Here is a 22771-nt window from a genome sequence, read left to right on the forward strand (position 1 = left end):
AGGAGCGAGCTTGTTTGCGAAAAACTTCAAGGCACCGCGCGCATCCAGTCTGCCCGCGTTATCGTTGACGGTCTTCGCGAGCAAGCTCGCTCCTACCGTTGAAGGGTTATTTAAATTCAAGGAGCCCACGACGTGATCAGCACCTCAACCGTCGTCAATTCAGTCGTAGAAAAACTGCGCGCTGCCCTGGCCCGCGGCCAGTGGCGGCGCGGGGAGATGCTGCCCGGCCAGCGCGAATTGGCCGAACAACTGGGCATCAGCCGCCCTAGCCTGCGCGAGGCAGTGATCGTGCTGGAAACCCTCGGCCTGGTACGCTCGATGCCCGGCAAAGGCGTGGTCGTGCTGGAAACCAGTGTCAACGACCCCCAGGCCCATGACGCGGTGGCCGATGCCAGCCTCGCCGATATCCTGCAACTGCGCTACACCCTGGAGCCGTTTATCGTCGGCCTGGTGGCCCAGTCCATCACCAGCAAGGAAATCGGGCAACTGCGCCTGACCTTGATGGACATGCGCGAGGCCCTGGAAGCCAACGATAGTGAAGCGGGGATGAACGCCTACATTGCCTTCCACGAAGAGCTGTTCGCCCTGACCTCCAACCCCATCTTCCAGAACGTGGTGCAACAGACCAGCAACGCGCTCAAGCAAAGCGCCCAGGTGTTGCGCAACTCCCCCGAACACCTGGCCGAGCGCCTGCAGGAAAACGAAGCCGTAGTGCGCGCAATCCGCAACAAGAACAGCGCCCTGGCCAGCGCCGAAATGCGCCGCCACATCCTCAACGAGGGCCAGCGCATGGGCACGGCCCTGAACATTCCCGACGATCATCTCGGCAGCTGACTTTGGAGACTGGCCATGAGCGCTCACGCCTTGCAACGCAACATCGTTGTCACCGCCCCGCCCGCCATGCGCCTGGTGCCCGGCAAGCGGCCGTCGGTGGAAGACCTCTACCCGCGCCTGTTCGATGCCATCCTGGAACAGCGCATCGTACCCACCAGCCGCTTTACCGAAGAAGGCCTGGCCCAGGAATTTGGTGTCAGCCGCAGCGTACTGCGCCGGGTCCTGGCACGCCTGGCAGAACAACAAGTGATCATCCTGCGCCCCAACCTGCGCGCCCAGGTGGCGGCGCCGGATGCCGAGCAGGTGAAACATATTCTTGAAGCGCGGCGCTTGATGGAAGTGACCGTGGTGCAACTGGCGTGCGCGCAGACCAACCCAGGGCAAGTGCGGCGCCTACGCGAACTGGTGGCCCGCCAGCGGGCATGCGTGGAACAAGGCCAGCAAGGCCCGGCCATCCGCCTGTGTGGGGAGTTTCACCTGTCGCTGGCGGCCATTGCGGGGAACCGGCCATTGGCGCAGTTCCTTAATAGCCTGGTGCCATTGACCTCGCTGGTCATTGCCCGGCAAGGGGCGTTCTCCGGCGCCTGGCGTGAGCAGGCAGAGATTGTCGAAGCGGTGGAGCGCAGGGATGCGGGCACGGCCGCAGGATTGATGGGCCGGTATCTGGATCACCTGGAGTCGAAGCTTTCGTAAGCCCGTGGCGATCAACATGGGGGAACTGGCCTGCGATAGCGGTGGGTCAGTCGATGCATCTCTGCCTGAACGGACGCCATCGCGGGCAAGCCCGCTCCCACAGGGGGTCTTTGTCGGGCAGAGTATTTTGGTCGCACCACAAATCAAAGGTGGGAGCTGGCTTGCCGGCGATGGCGGTGTGACAGTTGATACATCTCTGCCTGAACGGGCGCCATCGCGGGCAAGCCCGCTCCCACAGGGGGTCTTTATTGGGCAGAGTATTTTGGTCGCACCACAGAGCAAATGTGGGAGCTGGCTTGCCGGCGATAGCGGCGGGTCAGTTGATACATCTCTGCCTGAACGGACGCCTTCGCGGGCAAGCCCGCTCCCACAGGGGGGCTTTGTCGGGCAGAGTATTTTGGTCGCACCACAAATCAAAGGTGGGAGCTGGCTTGCCGGCGATGGCGGTGGGTCATTTGATACATCTCTGCCTGAACGGACGCTATCGCGGGCAAGCCCGCTCCCACATTTTGGGTTCCTACATTGACCCGCGTGAAAACAAAAAGCCCCGTATCTCGCGATACGGGGCTTTTGTTTTTAGCGCTCTAGCGGCTGATTACAGCACCGCCTGACCGCTCATTGCCAGGTCCAGCAGTTCACGGTTGGCTACCGCGTACATGGCGTAGTCCGTACCCACCGCAGCACGGATTTCCACCATCATCGCGCGCCAGCGCTCGACCATGCTCGCATTCTGCTCAAGCCACAGGGCCACGCGGGCTTCCATGTCTTCTGGCGCATCGGCCATTTGCAGAACCTTGATGGTGATCGCCCGTTGCTGCCAGTCCACGTCATCGCGGAAGGCTTCGCGGGCCTGGGCCTGCCAGTTGTTGCCCACCGGCAGATCGCTGATCTGCTGCAGGTACCATGGCAAGTCCAGGGCGCTGCCCACGGCGAAGTAGGCCTTGGCCACATCGGCGGCGCTCTGGCCGGTCACGTCGGCGGCCTCGATGATCGGCAGCAGGGTGTACAGGTGCGTGGTACCCGCCACCATGCGCGCCAGCAACTCCGGGACACCGGCTTGAACATACGCCTGGTAACGGTTCTGCCAGCCTTCGCGGGTCGGGCCTTCCAGCAGTTCGTCCAGCTTGAGGCCCAACGCTGCCAGATGCGGGCCGAAGTGCGCCACATCACGCGCCGCATCCTGCTCATTGCGACGGCTGCGCAGGAACCAGCGCGTGGCACGGCGACCCAGGCGCATCAGCTCATCCATCAGCGCCAGTTGCACTTCAGCCGACACCTGGTGGTCCAGGGCTTCGATCTGACGGAACCAGTGCGGGAGGTGGAAGATGTCACGCACGATCACATAGGCGCCGGCCACGTTGGCCGGGCTCATGCCAGTCGACTCTTTGAGCCGCTGCACGAAGGTGATGCCCATGTGGTTGACCAGGTCATTGGCGATCTGGGTGCTGACGATCTCGCGCTTGAGGCGATGGCGACGCATGGCCTCGGAGAACTTGGCCACCAGGCTCGGCGGGAACGCGGTCTCCATGTCACGGGTCAGGTAGTCGTCATCCGGGACCAGGGACTTGAGCAGCGCTTCCTTGAGGTCGATCTTGCTGTACGAGATCAGCACCGACAGCTCTGGACGGGTCAGGCCCTTGCCGGTGGTGGCGCGCTCGACGAGCTGCTCCTCGGTCGGCAGGTACTCGATGGCGCGGTCCAGCTTGCCCCGGCCTTCCAGGTCGCTCATCAGGCGCTTGTACTCGGCAGCACGCTCGTAGGCTTTGCGTGCGGCCAGGGACAGGGCCTGGGTCTGCTTGTAGTTGTTGCCCAACACCAGGTTGCCGACTTCATCGGTCATGCTCGCCAGCAACTGGTTGCGTTGCTTGTCGGTCATGTCGCCAGCCTGCACCACTTCGTTGAGCAGGATCTTGATGTTCACTTCGTGGTCGGAGCAGTCCACGCCACCGGCGTTGTCGATGAAGTCGGTGTTGGAGCCGCCGCCATTGAGGCCGAATTCCACACGACCCAGTTGGGTCATGCCCAGGTTACCGCCCTCGCCCACTACCTTGCAGCGCAGCTCGTTGCCGTTGACGCGCAGCGCGTCGTTGGCCTTGTCGCCCACATCGGCGTGACTCTCGGTGCTGGCCTTGACGTAGGTGCCGATCCCGCCGTTCCACAACAGGTCCACCGGTGCCTTGAGCAAGGCGTTCAGCAGTTCGGTCGGGGTCAGTTTGTCGGCCTGGATGTCGAAGCGTTCTTTCATCTGTGGCGAGATGGCGATGCTTTTGGCACTGCGCGAGAAGATCCCGCCGCCTTCAGACATGATGCTGGTGTCGTAGTCGCTCCAGGCCGAACGCGGCAGCTCGAACATGCGCTGGCGCTCGACGAAGCTGGTGGCCGGGTTCGGGTTTGGATCGATGAAGATGTGCAGGTGGTTAAAGGCGGCGACCAGTTGCAGCTTGTCGGACATCAACAAGCCGTTGCCGAACACGTCACCGGCCATATCACCGACGCCCACCACCGTGATGCTGTCTTCCTGCACGTTGATGCCGCGCTCACGGAAGTGTCGCTGCACACCGACCCACGCGCCCTTGGCGGTGATGCCCATCTTCTTGTGGTCGTAACCGGCCGAACCACCGGAAGCAAACGCATCGCCCAGCCAGAAGCCGTAGTCGATGGCGATGCCGTTGGCGATATCGGAGAAGGTCGCGGTGCCTTTGTCGGCCGCCACTACCAGGTACGGGTCATCGTTGTCGTGGCGCACCACGTTCAACGGAGGCACCAGGGCGCCGTCTTTCAGGTTGTCGGTAATGTCCAACAGGCCGGAAATGAAGATGCGGTAGCAGGCGATGCCCTCGGCCGCGATCTCGTCCCGGCTGCCGCCCAATGGCAGGCGACGCGGCAGGAAGCCGCCCTTGGCGCCGACCGGCACGATCACCGAGTTCTTCACCTGCTGGGCTTTTACCAGGCCCAGCACTTCGGTACGGAAGTCTTCTTCACGGTCGGACCAGCGCAGGCCGCCACGGGCGACGTTGCCAAAGCGCAGGTGCACGCCTTCGACGCGCGGCGAGTAGACGAAGATTTCAAACTTCGGCACCGGCTTGGGCAACTCGGGAATGGCGTGCGGGTTGAACTTGAAGCTGAAGTACGACTTGTTCTGGCCGTTGGCGTCAGCCTGGTAGAAGTTGGTACGCAGGGTGGCCTTGATCAGGTCCAGGTAGCGCCGCAGGATCCGGTCTTCATTGAGCACCTGAACGTCATCCAGGGCGGTGAGGATCGCTTGTTCCAGGCGTTGCTGCTTGTCTTCCAGGTCGTCGGCGGTGAGCTTGCGCGCCAGATAGAAGCGGGTCTTGAACAACCGGGTCAACTCGCGAGCGATGTCGGTGTGGTTGTTCAGGGTGCTGGCGATATAGCCCAAGTCAAAGCCCAGGCGGATCTGCTTGAGGTAACGGGCGTAGGCACGCAGCAGCGCCACGTCACGCCATGGCAGGCCGGCGGTCAGTACCAGGCGGTTGAACGCATCGTTCTCGGCATCGCCGTTGACGATATGCACGAACGCGTCCTGCAGGGTGTCGTTGAGCTGTTGGATATCGAGGTTCAGGCCTTCGGCGGCGGTGAACGCAAAATCGTGGATCCAGAACTCGCGGCCATTGGCGTGGCGCAGGCGGTACGGGAACTCACCCAGCACGCGCAGGCCGAGGTTTTCCAGGATCGGCAGCACGTCGGACAGCGCCAGCGGGGTATCGGCGTGATACAGCTTGCAGTGCAGTTCCTGCTGGCCGGTCACATGGCCCAGCGGCTGATAGAAGCTCATGACCAGCGGCTTGGCTTCGGTCAGGTTCAACAGGTGCTGCATGTCGACCACGGCCGAGTGCGCGGCAAAGCGCTCGCGGTAGCCGGCGGGGAAGCCCTTGGGGAAGTCCGCCAGCACGTTGGTGCCGTGGGCTTCGCCGAAGCTTTCGACCACCAGGCTCGCGTAGTCGTCCTGCCAGCTGCGGCAGGCCTGCACCACTTCCTTTTCCAGCAGCAGCGGGTCGATATCCAGGCGATTCTTCGGGTCAACCCGCAGGATCAGCTGTACACGGGCCAGCACGGATTCGGAGAAGAAGGTCCAGAATTCGCAGTCCGAGGCCTTCAGGCGATCCATCAGCACTTGCTGGATCTTCTGGCGCACTTCGGTGGAGTAGATATCCCGCGGCACGTAGGCCAGGCAGTAGCAGAAGCGGCCGTATGGGTCTTTGCGCAGGAACACGCGGATCTTGTTGCGTTCCTGGATCTGCACGATCGACATCACGGTGCTGAACAGCTCGTCCACCGGGGTCTGGAACAGATCGTCGCGGGGCAGTACTTCGACCACCTGGGCCAGTTCCTTGCCCAGGTGCGCCTTGGCCTGGAAGCCCGAACGGCGTTCGATCTCCGCGACCTTGCGGCGGATATACGGAATCACCCGCACGCTTTCGCCGTACACCGAGGAGGTGTAGAGGCCCATGAAACGGCATTCCTTGATGACCTTGCCGCTGGCATCGATCTGGCGGATCGACACGTAGTCGGGGTAAGCCGGACGGTGTACACGGCTTGGGTGCGCAGCCTTGGCGAACGACAATACTGTCGGTTCGCGCAGGTAGGCCACGGCGTAGTCTTCGATGCGCAGGTCTTCGGCAGTGAGGCCGGCGCGCAGCAGCTTGGTCAGGCCGAGGAAGGAATCGGCGTCATACTCCAGATGGCCGCCGTCCTGCTCGTCGCGTACCACAAATTCTTCATAGCCCAGGAAGGTGAAGTGGTTGCCCACCAGCCATTCCAGGAAGCTCTTGATCTCGGCCTTTTCTTCGCCCTCGATGGCGAACTGGCTGTTGTCGATACCGTCCAGCAGTTCCTGGACCTTGGCCTTCATCGGCTCGAAATCAGCCACGGCCACGCGCACTTCGCCCAATACCTGCTGAAGCTCCGTGCTCAGCACGTTCAGCTCGGCGGCATTGGCGCAGCGGTCGATCTCCAGGTACATCAGCGATTCTTGCAGGACGTCTTCGCCCTGGGTGCCTTTGGGCAGGATTTCCAGCAGCTCGCCCTTCTTGCCACGGCGCACGCTGAGTACGGTGGTTTGCAGGGTGTGGATGCTGTAGCCGCGGCGGTTCAGTTCGGTACGTACCGAATCGACGAGGAACGGCAGGTCATGGTGCAAGACCTCGACCGCGGTGTGGGTCGACTGCCAGCCGTGGCGTTCGTAATCGGGGTTGTAGACGCGCACTTGCGGCTGGGTGTGATCAAAGCGCTCAAGCAGGCGCCAGGCAGACAGGGAGCAACCGGCCAGGTCGGACATGCGACGCTGGGTCAACTCGTCCAGGGAAATGATGCCGAAGAATTGTTCAGCGAACAGCGCCACTTGTGGCAGTGCCTGTTCACTGATGTGCTGCGCCAGTGCCGCTTGCAGTTGATGCTGGAAGTCGGCTTTGCTGGCTGCGGTGAAGAACGCCATCTGTGGTACTCCGCTTGGGCTTGTTATTGATGGAAGCGTCGCGTGTTATCCCCTTGCGGGGAGACCGTCATTTCTGTTCGTCGGTAACCATAAACGAATCAGGGTGACAGGTGGGTGAAGCTGGACAAGACAATGAGGTCACATGCCGCTGGCGGATGACGGTACAACGGGCAGGTCAGCGTCACGCTGCAGGCACATACGTTGCGCAGCTTAACGAGTGTGGGAAGCGGCCTGCTTGCGATGCTGCGACATATTCGGTCATCAGCACGCAGCGCACCGGTTGCAATTTGTGCAACCTGAAATAACCGGTTGCAAAACAGGCTATTTTCCAGCCCGCGAGTGCCAGAAATGACTGATCCGGGCCCCGAGGTCATAACAGCATGCAGCACAAAATCGGCCGCAATGGCACAATTGCCACGCTGCGCCCTCTCCCACACAGGATTCCCCATGCAACTGACCACCGCCCACCTGCTCGCCACCCCGTGCGATGACGAAGAAGACAACATGGCCATGCTCTGCTGCCACGGCACCAATGGCGAGATGTTCATGCTGTCCCGTTATCCGGATGAGGACGAGGTGGAGCTGACCTGGGACTACGAACCTTCGACCCTGGACGGTTTGAAGATCACCCTGGGCGCGACCACCTTGCTGGTAGAGATTGGCGCGGCAGACAAGGACGCGCTGGGTGGCAGCGATCACCTGCAGATCAAGCACAGCACGCCGGAATCGGACCTGGCCGAGGTAGAAGAAACCTTGCAGAACATTCTCAAGGGCACCGGCACTTACATCCGCACACCTTGATTGGCGGCTGCAAAATCGCCATCGCGGGCAAGCCCACTCCCACATTTGAACGCGCCACAATCCAAATGTGGGAGCGGGCTTGCCCGCGATGAGGCCCTCATCGACGCCAAAAACCTCAGACCTTTCCCACAAACCCCAAAAAATACCCCCCGGTTCGTTAGTCGCCAGCCCCTCCAATGCATTAAAGTAAGCCCCCCAGGCCCTGGCATTTTTCACACGCCCCAGGCTCATCTTTCCAGGAACCGTCATCGATGGAACATCGTGAAGCGCTGCTCGCGCTGCGAACCTTTCTTTCTACGCAGATTCTCGGCCAGGAAAAACTCATCGAGCGCCTGCTCATTGCCCTGCTCGCCGACGGCCATATGCTGGTAGAAGGCGCTCCCGGCCTGGCCAAGACCAAGGCCATCAAGGAGCTCGCCGAAGGCATCGAAGCACAGTTCCATCGCATCCAGTTCACCCCCGACCTGTTGCCCGCCGACATCACCGGCACCGAAATCTATCGCCCGGAAACCGGCAGCTTCGTGTTCCAGCAAGGGCCGATCTTCCACAACCTGGTGCTGGCGGACGAGATCAACCGTGCCCCGGCCAAAGTGCAATCGGCCCTGCTCGAAGCCATGGCCGAGCGCCAGGTCAGCGTCGGGCGCAGTACCTACGAACTGTCACCGCTGTTTTTGGTGATGGCCACGCAAAACCCCATCGAGCAGGAAGGCACCTACCCCCTGCCTGAAGCCCAGCTCGACCGCTTCCTGATGCACGTCAAGATCGGCTTCCCCGACGCTGCCGTGGAGCGCCGCATCCTGCAACAGGCCCGTGGCGAAGCCCTCAATGGCGAGACCAAGCCCGAGCGGCGGGTCAGCCAGCAGGCGATTTTTGCCGCGCGCAAGGAAATCCTCGGCCTGTACATGGCCGATGCCGTGGAGGAATACCTGGTGCAACTGGTCATGGCCACCCGCACCCCGGCCAAGTTCGACCCGGAGATGGCCGAGTGGATCGCCTACGGCGCCAGCCCTCGGGGCTCGATCGCCCTCGACCGCTGCGCCCGGGCCCACGCCTGGCTGGCCGGGCGCGACTTTGTCAGCCCCGAAGATATCCAGGCGGTGCTGTTCGACGTGTTGCGCCACCGCATCATCCTGTCCTTTGAAGCCGAAGCAGCCGGTATCGACCAGGACCGTGTGGTGCAACGCATTCTCGACGTCGTTGCCGTCGCTTGAGCCCCATGAACGCCGGCGATGGAATCCGTATTTCCCTCAGCGAGTTGATCGAGATGCGTCATCGCGTGCGGGAGGTGCAACTGTTTTCGACGCCGAGCCAGCGCAGCCCGTTGATCGGCCTGCACCACTCCAAGCTGCGCGGGCGCGGGGTCGACTTCGATCAGGTGCGGGTGTACCAGGCGGGTGACGATGTGCGCACCATCGATTGGCGGGTCACGGCGCGTACCCAGGAGCCCCACACCAAGCTGTTCCATGAAGAGCGCGAGCGGCCGATCTTTATCATGGTCGAGCAAAGCTGCCGGCTGTTCTTCGGCTCCGGGCTGATGTTCAAGTCGGTTCTCGCAGCGCAAGCCGCCAGCCTGATCGGCTGGGCCGCGCTGGGGCACAACGACCGGGTGGGCGGCCTGGTGTTCGGTGATAACGAGCACTATGAAATCAAGCCACGACGCAGCAAACAAAGCCTGCTGCAACTGCTCAACCGCCTGGTACGGGTCAACCAGAGCCTCGACACCGAGAGCCGCCCCGAAGCCGATGCCCTGGGCATGGCCCTGCGCCGTGGCCGCGAAGTACTGCGCCCCGGCAGCCTGGTGATTGTGATCTGCGATGAACGTGCCCTGACCGAAGGTGCTGAACAACAACTGAGTTTGTTGTCGCGCCATTGCGACCTGTTGCTGCTGCCCGTCTCGGACCCGTTGGACCACGCCCTGCCCGCCGCCGGCCTGCTGCGCTTTGCCGAACGGGGCGCACAACTGGAAATCGACACCTTGAACTTCGAGCTGCGCCAAGCCTACAAGGCCCAGGCCGAAGCCCGCATCGCCCGCTGGGAACTGCTCGCGCAAAAGCTACGGGTATTGCTGATGCCCTTGAGCACCCAGAGCGAAATGGTCGAGCAACTGCGCGAATACCTCAACCCGCAACGCCCGGTGAAAAAGCCATGAGCAGCCTGGACCAACTGCAACCGCTGATTGCCCCGCCGGCCATTGGGTTCTGGCCTCCGGCGCCCGGCTGGTGGCTGTTGCTGGGGTTGATCCCCCTGCTGGGTTGGGGCCTGTGGTGGCTGCGCCGCTTTCTGCCGGGCAAACGCCCGCTGGCCCGGGCCGAACAACCCCTGGACCCCGTGCGCATCGCCGCCCTCGCGGAACTGGCGCTGATGCCCAAACCCTACGATGGCGCGCCGGCCGGCGCCTGGCTGCAGCAACTCAACGGCCTGCTCAAGCGCCTGTGCCGCAACGACTACCCCTACAGCCAGAGCCACACCCTCAATGGGCGCAAATGGCTGGCGTTTCTCGACAACCGCTGCCCGGCGGCCGGCCTGACGCGGTGGATGGTGCTGGTGGAAGGCACCTACAAACCCGAATGCAAACTCGACGACAAGGCCATCGCCGGCCTGACGCAAGCCGTCGACACGTGGATTCGCAAGCATGTTTGAGTTCGCCTGGCCGTGGATCTTTGCCCTGTTGCCCCTGCCGTGGGTGATGCGCCTGATCCTGCCGGTAGCCGACAGTGGCGAGCCGGCCTTGAAGGTCAGCTTCCTCGGCGACCTCGAAGGCCTGGCCCGGCGCCGCGCGCGCATCAACCTGCCGGGTTGGCGCCAACAAGCGCCATTCGTGGTCCTGTGGCTGTTGCTGCTGACCGCCGCCGCGCGCCCGGAATGGCTCGGCGAGCCGCTGCCCATTGCCGCCAGCGGCCGCGACCTGCTGGTGGCGGTGGATGTGTCAGGTTCCATGGACTTCCCCGATATGCAGTGGCAGGACGAAGACGTCAGCCGCTTGAGCCTGGTCAAACACCTGCTGGGGGACTTTCTGGAGAGCCGCGAGGGTGATCGCGTCGGCCTGATCCTGTTTGGCAGCCAGGCCTACCTGCAGGCGCCGCTGACCTTCGACCGGAGCACTGTGCGCACCTGGCTGGATGAGGCGCGCATCGGCATTGCCGGTAAAAACACGGCGATTGGCGATGCCATCGGCCTGGCCCTCAAGCGCCTGCGGCAGCGCCCGGCACAAAGCCGGGTGCTGATCCTGGTGACCGACGGTGCCAACAATGGCGGCGAAATTGACCCACTGACTGCCGCGCGCCTGGCCGCCGAAGAAGGCGTGAAGATCTACCCCATCGGCATCGGCGCCAACCCGGAGCAGACCGGCACCCTGGGCATGCTCGGCCTCAATCCCAGCCTGGATCTGGATGAGCCGGCGCTCAAGGCCATCGCCCAAACCACCGGTGGGCAGTATTTCCGTGCCCACGACGGTGCAGAGCTGCAAGCGATCAAGGAAACCCTTGACCAGTTGGAGCCGGTGGCACAACAACCGACCCAGGCCCGCCCGACCCAGGCGCTGTACAGCGGGCCACTGGCCCTGGCGCTGTTTCTGAGCCTGTTGCTGGTGATCCAGGAGCGCTGGCCGGACAACGCCCTGCAACGCCTGCTCAATAAACTGTCGACCAAGGGCCACTTCCTGCAACAGCACCCACAATGGCGCCAACGCCTTCAACGCCTGCGCTTGCGGAGGCGTCGATGATCGCTTTATGGCCGCACTGGTTTCGTCCCTGGTGGCTGTTGCTGCTGCCCGTGCTCGGCTGGTTGCTGTGGCAACTGTGGCATCGACAAAAGCGCGCCGGGCGCTGGCAGATGATCCTGCCACCCGCCTTCCATGCCGCCCTGCTCAGTGGCGGCAATGGTCGGGAAAGCAAGTCGCCGTGGTTGTTGCTGGGCCTGGCCTGGTTGCTGGCGGTGCTGGCCTTGCTCGGCCCCGGCTGGCAACGAGTTGAACAGATCAGCCAGAAACCCGCCGACCCGCTGGTGGTACTGCTGGAACTGACCCCCGAGATGCTCGCCACCGACAGCCCACCCAACCGCCTGGAGCAGGCGCGGCGCAAGCTGGTGGATCTGCTGCAGGCGCGCAGCGATGCGCAGACCGCCATCGTGGTGTATGCCGGGAGCGCTCATACGCTGGTGCCGCTCTCCGATGACCTGGCCACCAGCCGCAACCTGCTGGATGCCCTGCGTCCCTCGATCATGCCGCAGGCCGGCCATCGCGCCGACCTGGCGGTGGAAAAAGCCCTGGACCTGCTCAAGCACGGCGGCCTCGGCCAGGGCCGTTTGCTGTTGATTGGCTCCTCGCTGTCCAAGCAGGAACGCCAGGGCATTCGCCTGCTGCTCCAAGGCCAGGCGCCGAGCCTGTCGATCCTAGGCATTGGCAGCCGTGAAGGCACGCCGGTCACCCAGGAAAGCGGCGAGTTCCTCAAGGATGAGCAAGGCGCGATCCTGATCCCGCGCCTGGACAGCCCGACGCTCAAGGCCTTCGCCAGTGAAATGGGCGGCCGCTATCGCCAGGCGCGCCTGGACGACAAAGACCTGCGCAACCTTGGCCTGCTGGACGGCCCGCAAAACCTGCGCGACGACGGCCAGCGCCTGCAACTGGACACCTGGGCCGACCAGGGCTACTGGCTATTGCTGCCCTTGCTGCTGCTCGCCGCCTGCGCCGGGCGCCGTGGCTGGCTGTTCTGCCTGCCGCTACTGCTGCTGGCCGCACCGCAACCCAGCTACGCGTTCAGCTTTGATGACCTGTGGCTGCGCCCCGACCAACAGGGCCAATACCTGCTCAAGCACAAACGCCCGGCCGAAGCCGCCGAACACTTCGAGAACCCGCAATGGCAAGGTGTGGCCCTGTATGAAGCGGGCAACTACGCCGAGGCCGCCCGGCGCTTTGCCGAAGGCAGTGATGCCTACTCCCACTACAATCGGGGCAATGCCCTGGCCCGCGCTGGCGAGCTGGAAGCGGCGATAGACGCGTATGAACAGGCCCTGGAGGCCCAGCCGGACTTGCAGCCGGCGCTGAAAAACAAAGCCCTCGTCGAAAGCCTGTTGCTGGAAGAACCGGAACCCGAGCCTCCAGCCCCCGAAAAAAACGAGGATGACGAATCCACCCAACCCGGCCAAACTGCGCAACCAGGCGACGATGGCCAGCAAACCAGCGGCGGCGAGCAATCGCCCCAGGGCGCGGGCCAGGCGGGCACCGGCGAAAAACAGCCCGGCACCCCGCCGCCTGCAGGCAGTAACGAAGTACCCGGCAGCGAACTGGGCGACGAACAGACCACCACGCCCCCTCTGCGCCCGACGAACGACAGCCTCGACGAGGAGCACCGCCAGGCCCTGGAACAATGGCTGCGACAGATCCCGGACAACCCCGGCGAGTTGTTGCGACGCAAATTCTGGTACGAACAGCAACAACATCAGGACAAGACTCGATGAGCCGCTGCACCCCATTTGTCTTATTGCTAGCGCTGTGGGCCGCTCACGCCCAGGCGGCCGACCTGGCCGCCAGTATCGACCGCAGCCGCGTCAATTCCGGGGAAACGGTGGAGCTGACAATCGAGTCCAACGACGTCACCCAGTTCGGCAAACCGGACCTCTCGCCCCTGGATCCGCTGTTCGACGTACGCGGCACCCGCCAGATCAACCAGCTCACCACCCTCGACGGTAGCAACCACGCGACGACCCGCTGGATCATCACCTTGCAACCCAAGAGCACCGGCACGGTGGTGATCCCACCGCTGCAACTGGGCGAACTCAAGACCCAGGCGATCAGCCTGCAAGTGGACGAAACCCTGGGCCAGGACAGCGACAACCAGCTACAACCGGTGTTCATCGAAGCCAGCCTCGACCAGAACACGGTCTACGTGCAAGCCCAGGCCCTGTTGACCGTGCGCATCTACCATTCGGTGGCGCTGTATGACGACAGCAGCCTGGCCCCTTTGCAGTTGGCCGATGCCCGGGTCGAGCAAGTGGGCGATTCACGTACCTATGAGAAAGTCATCAACGGCGTGCGCCATGGCGTGATCGAAATGCGCTACGGGATTTACCCGCAACACAGCGGGCAATTGCTGATCCCCGCACAGATGTTCAGCGCCACCATGGTCGAACCGCGCCCGGCCCAGGGCACTGCGCCCCAGGCGCCAAGGCCTGGCAAGCTGCTGCATGTCAATTCCACCGAGATCCCCCTGACGGTCAAGCCCAAGCCGGCCCTGTATCCAGCGGACGCGCCCTGGCTGCCGGCCCGCAGCCTGAGCCTGGGGGAAAGCTGGAACCCGGAACCTGCGAACGTACAGGTCGGCGACTCCCTGACCCGCATCCTTACCCTCAAGGCCGAAGGCCTGGCCAGCGCCCAGTTGCCGGCGCTGCCGAGCACCGAAATCGCCGGTCTGCGGCGTTACCCCGACCAGCCGGTACTGAGCAACCAAAACAGCGAACGCGGAGTGATAGGCAGCCGCGAAGACCGCGAAGCCCTGGTGCCCAACCGCGCCGGCGCGCTGGAATTGCCCGCCGTGGAAGTGGTGTGGTGGAACACCCACGAAGACCATCTGGAACGCACCAGCCTGCCGGCCCGCACCCTGCAAGTGGCGGTCAACCCCAGCCTGGTGGTCGACACACCGGCCACGCCCACGGTCATCACGGCACCGGATGATGGCCGCCTGTGGATCTGGCAGCTCACCAGCCTGCTCTTCGCCTGCACCACCCTGCTCGGCTTCGGCCTGTGGTGGCGGGCCCGCTCACGGCCGGCGATCCTGCGCGCCGCCCAGACCGGCCCTAGCCCTCGGACTTTGCTCGACGACCTCAAGCGCGCCAGCCAGGCCAACGACCCCCAGGCCACGCGCCAGGCCCTGGATGCCTGGGCCCGCCAGCAACCGGAAACCCTGGCGGACATGGCGGCGCGGTTCGTGCCCTTGTCCGATGCGCTGGATGGGTTGAATGGCGCGCTCTACAGCGAAAGCGGCCAGTATTGGCAGGGCGAAGAGTTATGGCGCGCGGTCAAGGCCATCCCCATGGCCGAACGCGAACAGGCGCCGGTGGCAGACAGCACCAGCTTGCCGCCGCTGTATCCGAAGTAACCACAATTTTGTGCCAACACTACAACCCCTATGGGCGCTGGCTTGCCGGCGATGGTGTCAGCAAGAACGCCGCGTGCATCCAGAAGCCACGCGTTATCGTTGACGTTTGTTCGCGAGCAAGCTTGCTCCTACAGGGGTATGCACAGGCTTCAAAAGTCAGGTCGGCGGTCAGGACTCCTCGCTTTTGATGTTGATCTCACTCATCCCGCTAAACCACGATGGCCGCAAAATCCTCGACCGCACACCGCTTAAGCCCTTCGGGAGGGGCTTGTCCCCGATAATAGTGGGTCAACAGACTGACCACCGCTATCGCGCGCACGCCTCTTTCCACATAGGACCTGCATCATCTGGGGCAGAATGTTCTGCAACACAGGTAAACGCCGATCCTTTTCCTCTTCTCCATAGACGAACCATTCGCCGCCACACTACTAACGTGCCACCGCTCTACGCCCAGGGAGGCCTCTACCTGTGACCATTCGTCGTCACTGTCATTTCTGACAGTTACCCATCCCTATCCTCCGGGTGTTTGATCTTCCTCGCCACCAACGCGTCCAGCCAGGGCGCGTTCCCCCTCAGCCAGGAGAGCTCATCATGCCCAAGCATTCAAGGTTTCCTACCGGTCATTCGCGTCCCGCCGTCTGCACAACGGACGGGCCACCGCCCCCCACCCCCGAGCCGCAACGGCTGGAAGACCTGGACCGACCTTATTCCGCCTATCCTTCGGTGCCACTGCAGTTCACCGCACATCCTGAAAACGCTATCCATGGCCTTGGTATTCGCCATGTGCGTCCCTACGCGTTGTTCGCGTTTGAAAATTGGGCCAGTCAGAACATCAACGATTATTACGCCCTTTTTCTTGGAGACAAGTTATTCGACGGTGTAGTCACCGACCTGACTCGGCCCCGTCATAACCTGGCAATACCCGAGGAGAAAGTGCCTAAAGGCGAGGTGCTGGGCAGTGGCCTCGTGCGACGGGCCGGCAGCGGTAACGAAAGTACCTCTCCACCTGAACGCTATCTGATCAAGATCAACCGGCCTGGCGGAATCGATACCGATCCTGGCAACGAATGGCATACCGGGCTGGTCATGGCTGTCGAAGGGTTTGCATACGGGTCGACCATTGGCGCAGGCGATGTCTCTGCCGGCGTGTGGTGCCTGATTTACTTGTACCAGTACATTCGCCAAAACGATGTGATCGAATTGTCCTGGGATGGCATTTTCATATTGCATACCGTGAGCCCTGCCGAAGCCGCAGGGACGGAACCGATACGGGTTTTTGTACCCAAGTCGGTCATCGATAAGGGCGGACAACAGGGCGAGTTGACCTTGCGTTTTCGCGTCCGGGATGTGGTAGAAAACTTCTCCGGAGAAAAATACCAGTACTCCAAGCCGTATTTGCTGAAGGCCGAGTTGGACCCCAGTCTGTTGGAGGCTCCGACTTTCCTGGTGGATGGCGCCGTACTCGAATCGCGACAAATCGACTTCGACACCCAAAGTGGCGCGATCTTCGAAGTCATCGCCTATACAGCGCGGTCGGTTCCGACACCCAACCCCAGGCATAAGATCATCGTTACCCTGTTCGGCACACTAGCCGACGGTACTCCTCAGACCTTCGTGCAGGCGCCTGAGACCGACAAGAACTTGGGATTTACCTATATTTCCATCGATGCCAGCATCATTAGCCAATTGGTCGGTGGTTCATTCCGGGTGTCATTCCGCTGGGAAACTGACGCCGGGGTATTCCTCGGGCAATCCGGCAGTATCACGATTACCGTGGTCGGTACCCCGGTTCTGATGCCGCCCCCCAGCGTCAGCCCTATTGAGCTGGGCTTGATTCCGGCAGGTCAGGACATCACCGTCACCATTCCGGTTTACGAGCCGCATAATCCGGGCTGGCTGGAAGAGCTGAAAATCACCCACGTACCTGCGGGTGGGGGCGAGGCCATTATCTACCGCAAGGAGCAATTGGCCGGTGCCCAGGGCGGCACATACACAGTCACCGCGGCCGAGCTCGCGCCGTTCACCGGCAAGGGCCACACGACGATTCATTACGAAACCAACGATGGCGCCGTTCATTTGTTGGGCGGCAATGCGCTGGCGATCCGTCAATCGGCGATGCTGGGTGTCCAGATCGGGGAGCGGACGGTGGACATGCCGGAGCCACGGCTGCAGGGGGCTATCGGTAACAACGTCGACCCCACTGACGTGCCCGGCAACGAGGTGTTGGTCACCTTTACTTTCCTCGACACTGTCGCTGGCGATACGCTGCATTGGTCGTGCATTGGTTCCGGCCCTGGCGGTTCCGCCAGCGGCAGCCTGGAGATCAACGGCGCAACGCAGGGCAAGGAACTGCCCTATCCCGTCAGCCGTGACATTCTCGATAAGAACAACAACGGTAGCCTGCGCATCTCCTACAGCCTGGAGCGCCCTGGGCCACCACGGGTGGTGCTGCGCTCAGAAGTTCTGGCGCTCACCGTCGGCAAGGGTGTGACGCTGGATCGGCCCATCATCGAAGGTGCGTCCCTGCACCCGGATCGGCTCAATCCCCTGGCCGCCTTGGCGGGCACCTGGGTCACTATTAAGTTCCGGCCCATGCTCGCGACCGATGAGAGTCTGCTCGAGTGGTTGAGCAGCGACGGGATTGGCAGCGATGCCATCCAAGTACAGGGTAATCCCGACACCCATGAAGTGCGCGCCTTCATTTCGCCGGAGATTATTGCCAAGGGCATTCGCGAAGGGGGCAACCGTATCAGCGTGCAATATCACTTCACCCGCGGCACGTTCTCCTATGCATCGGAAATCGTAGATCTGGAACTGCTGCCCCTTACCGGCTTACCCACCCCATTTATCCAAGGCGTAGGAGACGCCGCAGACCTGACACTCTCGCAGTTGGTAATAGGGGCTCGCACCCTGACACCAGTCTGGCCGTTCATTCATCCCGACAGCCGTGTCTGGATGGAATATCAGGGAATCTATAACAACGGCGACGCCTATCATGAGATGACTTACATCTCTCACCGCCTGGGTGAGGTTGACGCTATCGGAGGACTACAGCCACCCACACCCATTGAGTCTCTCCAGCGGCTCATGGACGGTTCAACACTGACCATTCAGCTGTGGGTAGGCTTCGGTCAAAGCTTGAGTAAAGCATTGGCCGTAGCCTTTCCGACGAGAACCTACAACATACGTGTCGATTACTTCCGGGACCTGACCGACTTCTACAATTTCAACTGGAACGGATGGGTGAACAGCGTTAACGGCAAAGGTGCCCTGACGATTGAAGGCGCCGAAAACGTCATTTGGCAAGCAACCAAAAACAGCTTCGAGGCCATAGAACCCGGCGTGCAGAAAACCTTCGTCGATTTGAAGGCAAACACTCAATACGAGGTCAGCTTCTACTGCAAAACCACCGGTAGTACCTCACAAACGACAGCCAAAATCAGCTTTGGCAACACGACGGTTACCAGGGCTGTGGCCCCGGACCGAAATTGGGATAGGTTAAGCCATACCTTTACAACGCCTGCAACACCACCCACACAAGCTCACCAGGTAAGAATAACTTTCTCGATCAATGCGACAAGCACCTTTTCCCTCGACCAGATCCAAATACGGGAAATGCCCCGCATGCAATTTGTGCAACCTGCCAACTAGGTGAAATGCCCAACTGACGAACATAAACAACCCGCGACATCCGCGGGTTGTTTATATATCTGTTAGGTGAAGAGCACAGCTATTGTGCTGCCCTCGGATCAAAATACTGGTTCCTTACATTGCCACCCCATAATACGTAAGTGCCATCGGTGCGACGTGCCGCAAAGGAAGGGTCAGTATGCGGTGGGATGGGAGGCGGCGGCGGTGGAAGGACCACGTAGGGAAAACGCTTGATCGAGTACAACTCCGTTACGTTGCTGCGCAGGTACTCAGCCAACTCCGGAGGAATCTCACCGGCATCTTCCATCGCCAGTGTGGCCCCCCAAACTGATACCGCCCCATCCGTGCCGCCCTGCGTAGTGATTACACCGTACGCACCATTTGTACAGTAAACGTCACGAATCAGGCTAGCCATCAGAGTCTGCCGCAACGCCGGATTCATCGTGCCGCCATGAGTGTTCAACCCTGTCAACACGATTGCATTGGTCCGTCCGTCATCATGACGGCTCAGCAAAAAGAAGCTGACATCGTTGGCATACAAGCTGAGATTCCCGTCGACAATAATGGCTGAGGACGAAACATTCCTGCGCAGTCTTGGCGACTGACTGCTTTCGCCGCGCCGGCTGGCATAGCCCGGTACAGCTTTCGCCCCCTTCAACACCTGCCTGAATTGACGCTTCTCTTGAGCAGTCAAGGGAGCCCCACCATATTGAGGGGCTCCCCAAGCCTCCGCCTGACCGCTACTGTTAGCCATCAGAAACGCCCACCGGGCGGACCGACACAAAATGATATTACCGCGCGCGGCAAGTTGAGCGGCACTGGCGCTCATATCGCCCCCTTCAGCTGCCCTGCCCCAACTGACCGCTCTACGCCTATTTCGCGTGATGGCGCAGAACGACGCCGTCGCGGCAATGACGGATTGCACGCCACCATCGTCCAGAATACTCGTCAATCGGTCTGTGGGAATGCTTCCGCCACCGGTAGCGGCCCCCCAGACAGCAATGTCGCCATCTCTCCCTATAGCGCAGAAGGAAATCGCCGATGCAACTATCCGAGTAACAAACATCGAATTCAAATGCGCCCGCACGTCTGGCGGTATGTTGCCGCCATTGTTGGGTTGCCCCCATGCGTAAACCCTGCCGTTTTGAGTTAAAACAGCAAATGCATCATCTGCGGCATAAATGGCCTTGGGAGGATCGAACCACAATTCTCGCTGGATCTCCGCAGGAACCGTGGAGACCGGATTATTAACAGGGCCAATCGCACGAATACTGTCTGCGCCGGGAGCAGGATTGTCGAGAATGACGGCAAACGCACTTCGAGTGCTGTAAACCGACTTTACCCCTTGAAGAATAGGCGCAGTGGATGGAATTGTATTACCCCAGCATAACAATTGATTGGTACTACCGACATTCACCAACGCGGCAAAACTAAACTCTGCCGAAAATAATTTTATCGCCTTGTTATTCTTTAGAAAGTTAACTATCTCAGGAGGCACGGGTAACCCCCAGCCGGTCTGCCCTTCCAAATGAACGTCGCCACTGGTTGGCTCAAGCAACGCAAATGCCCCGCCTGAGGAAACGAATATTCTATCTGAGGGCTCCGGGACGTGGAATGAAAAATTACCGCGCTGCTTCAGATAACACCACTCATTTTCCTCGTCAGATATGCCCTGAAAACCTGAGCGAACCTCGTAAAACTGTGAGAAATACTCACTACCTGTTGTCCCCACCGAGTCCACCGGCACAACCGAAAACTGCAAAAACTTACCGTCATCGGAAGGCCTGAGTTTTAAATCCAACTGCCCTTCATCAGATAAACGTTCACCATTGAGATGCCAATAGAAGCGTGACAATCCTTCGTGGCTGGCACCATTAGCATCATACTTATATAGGCCGTGCACAGTGGCGCCTACAAATATATCCCCCACAATTTCTACGTCACTTGCACTGGGGACAGCACGAATAACAGCCTTTTCCTTAACATTGCTCATGTTGAATTCTCCAATCACAGCAATCCAAACTGTTGGCAACTCTCTACAACGGCTTCAAATAACGTAAGCCGTAGAGCGCCGTCCAAAACATACACTCCCTTAACCGGCCGGGTCATACAACTCATCTGTTACACTCGCTCCGCCGCCCCAGACAACATACGTTCCATTTGTTCGTCTGGCTGCAAATGCTGAGGGCGATCTTGAGCCGGTAGGATAATAGGGCGGCATAAACTTCAGAGCGTAAAGTCCACTCACATCACCTCTCAAATATTCCTGAAGCGCTTCCGGAACTTCCCCTGCATCCTGATAAGCATTGCCACCACCAAATACGGAAACCACCCCACCAACAAAACCTTGTGTGCTAATTACGCCATAGGCCCCATTCGTGCAGTGCACACCCGTTATTTGACTGGCCATCAGGACTTGCCGGGTAGCCGGTGGAATAGCTCCACCTCCTAGGGTTTGGCCCCAAGAAAACAGGTCCTTGGTTCGCCCATCGGACTCCTTCGCAACCATGAAAAAGCTGGAGTCATTAGAGTAAAGGCTGATGATGCCATTAGGTGTGACAATTTCACCTAAATTGGCGCCTGGGGTAGCACTTGGATCACATTCTGCTCTGTGGCGCGTCGGTGACCGTTGTTGTTGATACCAATCATTGATCCGCATATCTTTGAAGAGTGCTTCAATGCGATTCTTTTCAACGCTTTTTTCAAATACTTTCCCAGCGTCGTTTTCGTCGTCAGACCCCTCGTGACCGGAAAGTCCACCATAACCCGATGCGCCCCAAGATTCAGACAGCCCGGAGTTATTGAACATGGTAAAGGCCCACGCAGAGCCTTGGCATAAAAGAATATTGCCTCCGGCAGCGAGTCTTCGTGCAGCTTCGGTCATGGTTCCTCCGTAGCTTGCCGCCCCCCAACTTATCGCTCTTCTGCGCAATTTCGTCACAGCGCAGAAAGCATTGCGATTGGCAACGACCTGCTCAACACCATCCTGATCAAGAATGTAAGTCAGGTCCTGGGCAGAAATTGCCCCGCCGTTAGCCGCGTCGCCCCAAGTCACGACGTGCTTGATTTCAGGGTCATTGATGACTTGCGGACCAATCGCGCAAAACGCACCGGCTGTGCTGATAATCCGCTCAACCTTCATCGTCCTTAAGTAATTCTGAGCATTTAAAGAAATAACTCCTCCGCCCGCAGCCTGACCCCAAGCATAGACAGTTCCCCTGTAAGTCAATACCGCAAACGCGGTTTCCGTCGCATAGATTGCCTTAGGCGGATCGAACAGCAGATTCCTCTGAATCTCATCTGGGACCACTCCGCCGTTCGCGGCATTGCCAAATGCGCCGATCGTATTTTTTCCAGGCGCCGGATTGTCATAAATAAAGGCGACCGCCGTACGATTGCTATACACATACTTAATATTATTCAAGTCCAGCTGCGGGGGAACATTAGCCATATTAGTCCCCCACAACAACAGGCGCTTAGTACTGCCCAACACGGGTACCAGTGCACCAAAGTCTCGCTCGGTCGAAAACATACGCGTAGCTGGATTATTTTTCAGGTATTGGCGTATTTCTTGCGGGGGATCACCCGCATGATCAGCACGCCCTCTGATATGAACACTTTGCGTTTTCCCGTCAGTCAGTGAAAAGGCCTGTGCGCTAGCGACAAACACTCTATCTTTAGGATCTGGCACATAATAAGAAGAATGACCCCGCTGGGAAACAAAACTATTACGATGCTCTTCGTCGGTAATATTCTGATAACCATCAGAGATCTCTATCTCCGGCGAGAAGGTTTCTATACCAATGTCACCACTCTCATCCATTGGTGTTACCGAAAATCTGATTTTTGCTCCACTGAGGGATGCCTGTATTTGAAAGTCAAGGCTTTTAGCCTCTATAAATGAAGTTCCATCTATATACCATCTATATATAGAGTTCTGCTCGGGAATATCATTAACGTAAAAGTAACTGCCGCGGACCACTGCACCCGCAACGGCCTCACCGATAATCGTCACATGAGTTGCCACAGGAATTGACATAAGATAGACCTCCAGACATTAGAATATCTACAATCAGCAACCAGACTCAGTGGTCGCGTGAATAAATAGCTAGTATCAACGCTCAAGAACTAGCCTTTGCCCGCTCCATTCGTAATGAAGCTAAATCACGTCGTGGTGTAGGCAAGTACTAACAGTAAGCGCTGCCGAAAAATCACTGTCTACTGTCATATCTGACAGGTAAGTCGA

Annotated in this window: 13 protein-coding genes; 10 read left to right on the plus strand and 3 right to left on the minus strand. The window is 60.1% G+C overall.

Annotated features, from left to right (window positions below; translation table 11 throughout):
* The first annotated feature begins 132 nt into the window (after positions 1-132).
* Together HKK57_RS25705 and HKK57_RS25710 are read left to right on the plus strand one after the other, a co-directional pair.
* Positions 133-834 carry a FadR/GntR family transcriptional regulator gene (locus HKK57_RS25705; RefSeq protein ID WP_029294803.1) on the plus strand — a complete coding sequence of 234 codons (702 nt, stop codon included), beginning with the start codon at positions 133-135 and terminating at the stop codon, positions 832-834.
* Between the two features lie 15 nt (positions 835-849).
* Complete coding sequence (locus tag HKK57_RS25710; RefSeq protein WP_169391091.1) at positions 850-1527, plus strand: GntR family transcriptional regulator; 678 nt, start codon at positions 850-852, stop codon at positions 1525-1527.
* A gap of 595 nt (positions 1528-2122) precedes the next feature.
* On the opposite strand, the gene HKK57_RS25715 is transcribed toward HKK57_RS25710, so the two are convergent.
* A complete protein-coding gene (locus HKK57_RS25715; protein WP_029294799.1) occupies positions 2123-6982 on the minus strand; it encodes an NAD-glutamate dehydrogenase in 4860 nt (1619 codons plus the stop codon).
* Between the two features lie 447 nt (positions 6983-7429).
* On the opposite strand from HKK57_RS25715, the gene HKK57_RS25720 reads away from it, so the two are divergent.
* The 8 genes from HKK57_RS25720 to HKK57_RS25755 all read left to right on the plus strand — a co-directional run bounded on the left by HKK57_RS25720 (position 7430) and on the right by HKK57_RS25755 (position 18525).
* A complete protein-coding gene (locus HKK57_RS25720) occupies positions 7430-7783 on the plus strand; it encodes a hypothetical protein (RefSeq protein WP_092235787.1) in 354 nt (117 codons plus the stop codon).
* Positions 7784-8034: 251 nt separating this feature from the next.
* Complete coding sequence (locus tag HKK57_RS25725; RefSeq protein ID WP_003218556.1) at positions 8035-8994, plus strand: AAA family ATPase; 960 nt, start codon at positions 8035-8037, stop codon at positions 8992-8994.
* A 5-nt stretch (positions 8995-8999) separates the two neighbouring features.
* Positions 9000-9932 carry a DUF58 domain-containing protein gene (locus tag HKK57_RS25730; RefSeq protein WP_029294789.1) on the plus strand — a complete coding sequence of 311 codons (933 nt, stop codon included), beginning with the start codon at positions 9000-9002 and terminating at the stop codon, positions 9930-9932.
* Positions 9929-10423 (plus strand): DUF4381 domain-containing protein, encoded by a 495-nt coding sequence (locus HKK57_RS25735; RefSeq protein ID WP_029294787.1) that lies wholly within the window; start codon positions 9929-9931, stop codon positions 10421-10423. Before HKK57_RS25730 ends, HKK57_RS25735 begins: the two co-directional genes overlap by 4 nt.
* A complete protein-coding gene (locus HKK57_RS25740; protein ID WP_169391092.1) occupies positions 10416-11504 on the plus strand; it encodes a vWA domain-containing protein in 1089 nt (362 codons plus the stop codon). The genes HKK57_RS25735 and HKK57_RS25740 overlap by 8 nt, the downstream gene beginning before the upstream one ends.
* Positions 11501-13237, plus strand: a complete 1737-nt coding sequence (locus HKK57_RS25745; RefSeq protein ID WP_029294783.1) for a VWA domain-containing protein — start codon at positions 11501-11503, stop codon at positions 13235-13237. Before HKK57_RS25740 ends, HKK57_RS25745 begins: the two co-directional genes overlap by 4 nt.
* The gene (locus HKK57_RS25750) at positions 13234-14874 is read left to right on the plus strand and encodes a BatD family protein (RefSeq protein WP_029294781.1); all 1641 of its coding nucleotides are present in this window, start codon (positions 13234-13236) and stop codon (positions 14872-14874) included. The genes HKK57_RS25745 and HKK57_RS25750 overlap by 4 nt, the downstream gene beginning before the upstream one ends.
* 591 nt (positions 14875-15465) lie before the next feature.
* Complete coding sequence (locus HKK57_RS25755) at positions 15466-18525, plus strand: hypothetical protein (RefSeq protein WP_169391093.1); 3060 nt, start codon at positions 15466-15468, stop codon at positions 18523-18525.
* A gap of 79 nt (positions 18526-18604) precedes the next feature.
* Here the strand turns inward: HKK57_RS25755 and HKK57_RS25760 are convergent, their stop codons facing one another.
* Positions 18605-20518 (minus strand): hypothetical protein, encoded by a 1914-nt coding sequence (locus HKK57_RS25760; protein WP_029294777.1) that lies wholly within the window; start codon positions 20516-20518, stop codon positions 18605-18607.
* 99 nt (positions 20519-20617) lie between these two features.
* Entirely contained in the window at positions 20618-22564 is a 1947-nt protein-coding gene (locus HKK57_RS25765; protein ID WP_169391094.1) for a hypothetical protein, read from the minus strand.
* Positions 22565-22771 lie beyond the last annotated feature (207 nt).

The organism is Pseudomonas sp. ADAK21, assembly GCF_012935735.1.
GTDB classification, from domain to species: domain Bacteria; phylum Pseudomonadota; class Gammaproteobacteria; order Pseudomonadales; family Pseudomonadaceae; genus Aquipseudomonas; species Aquipseudomonas proteolytica.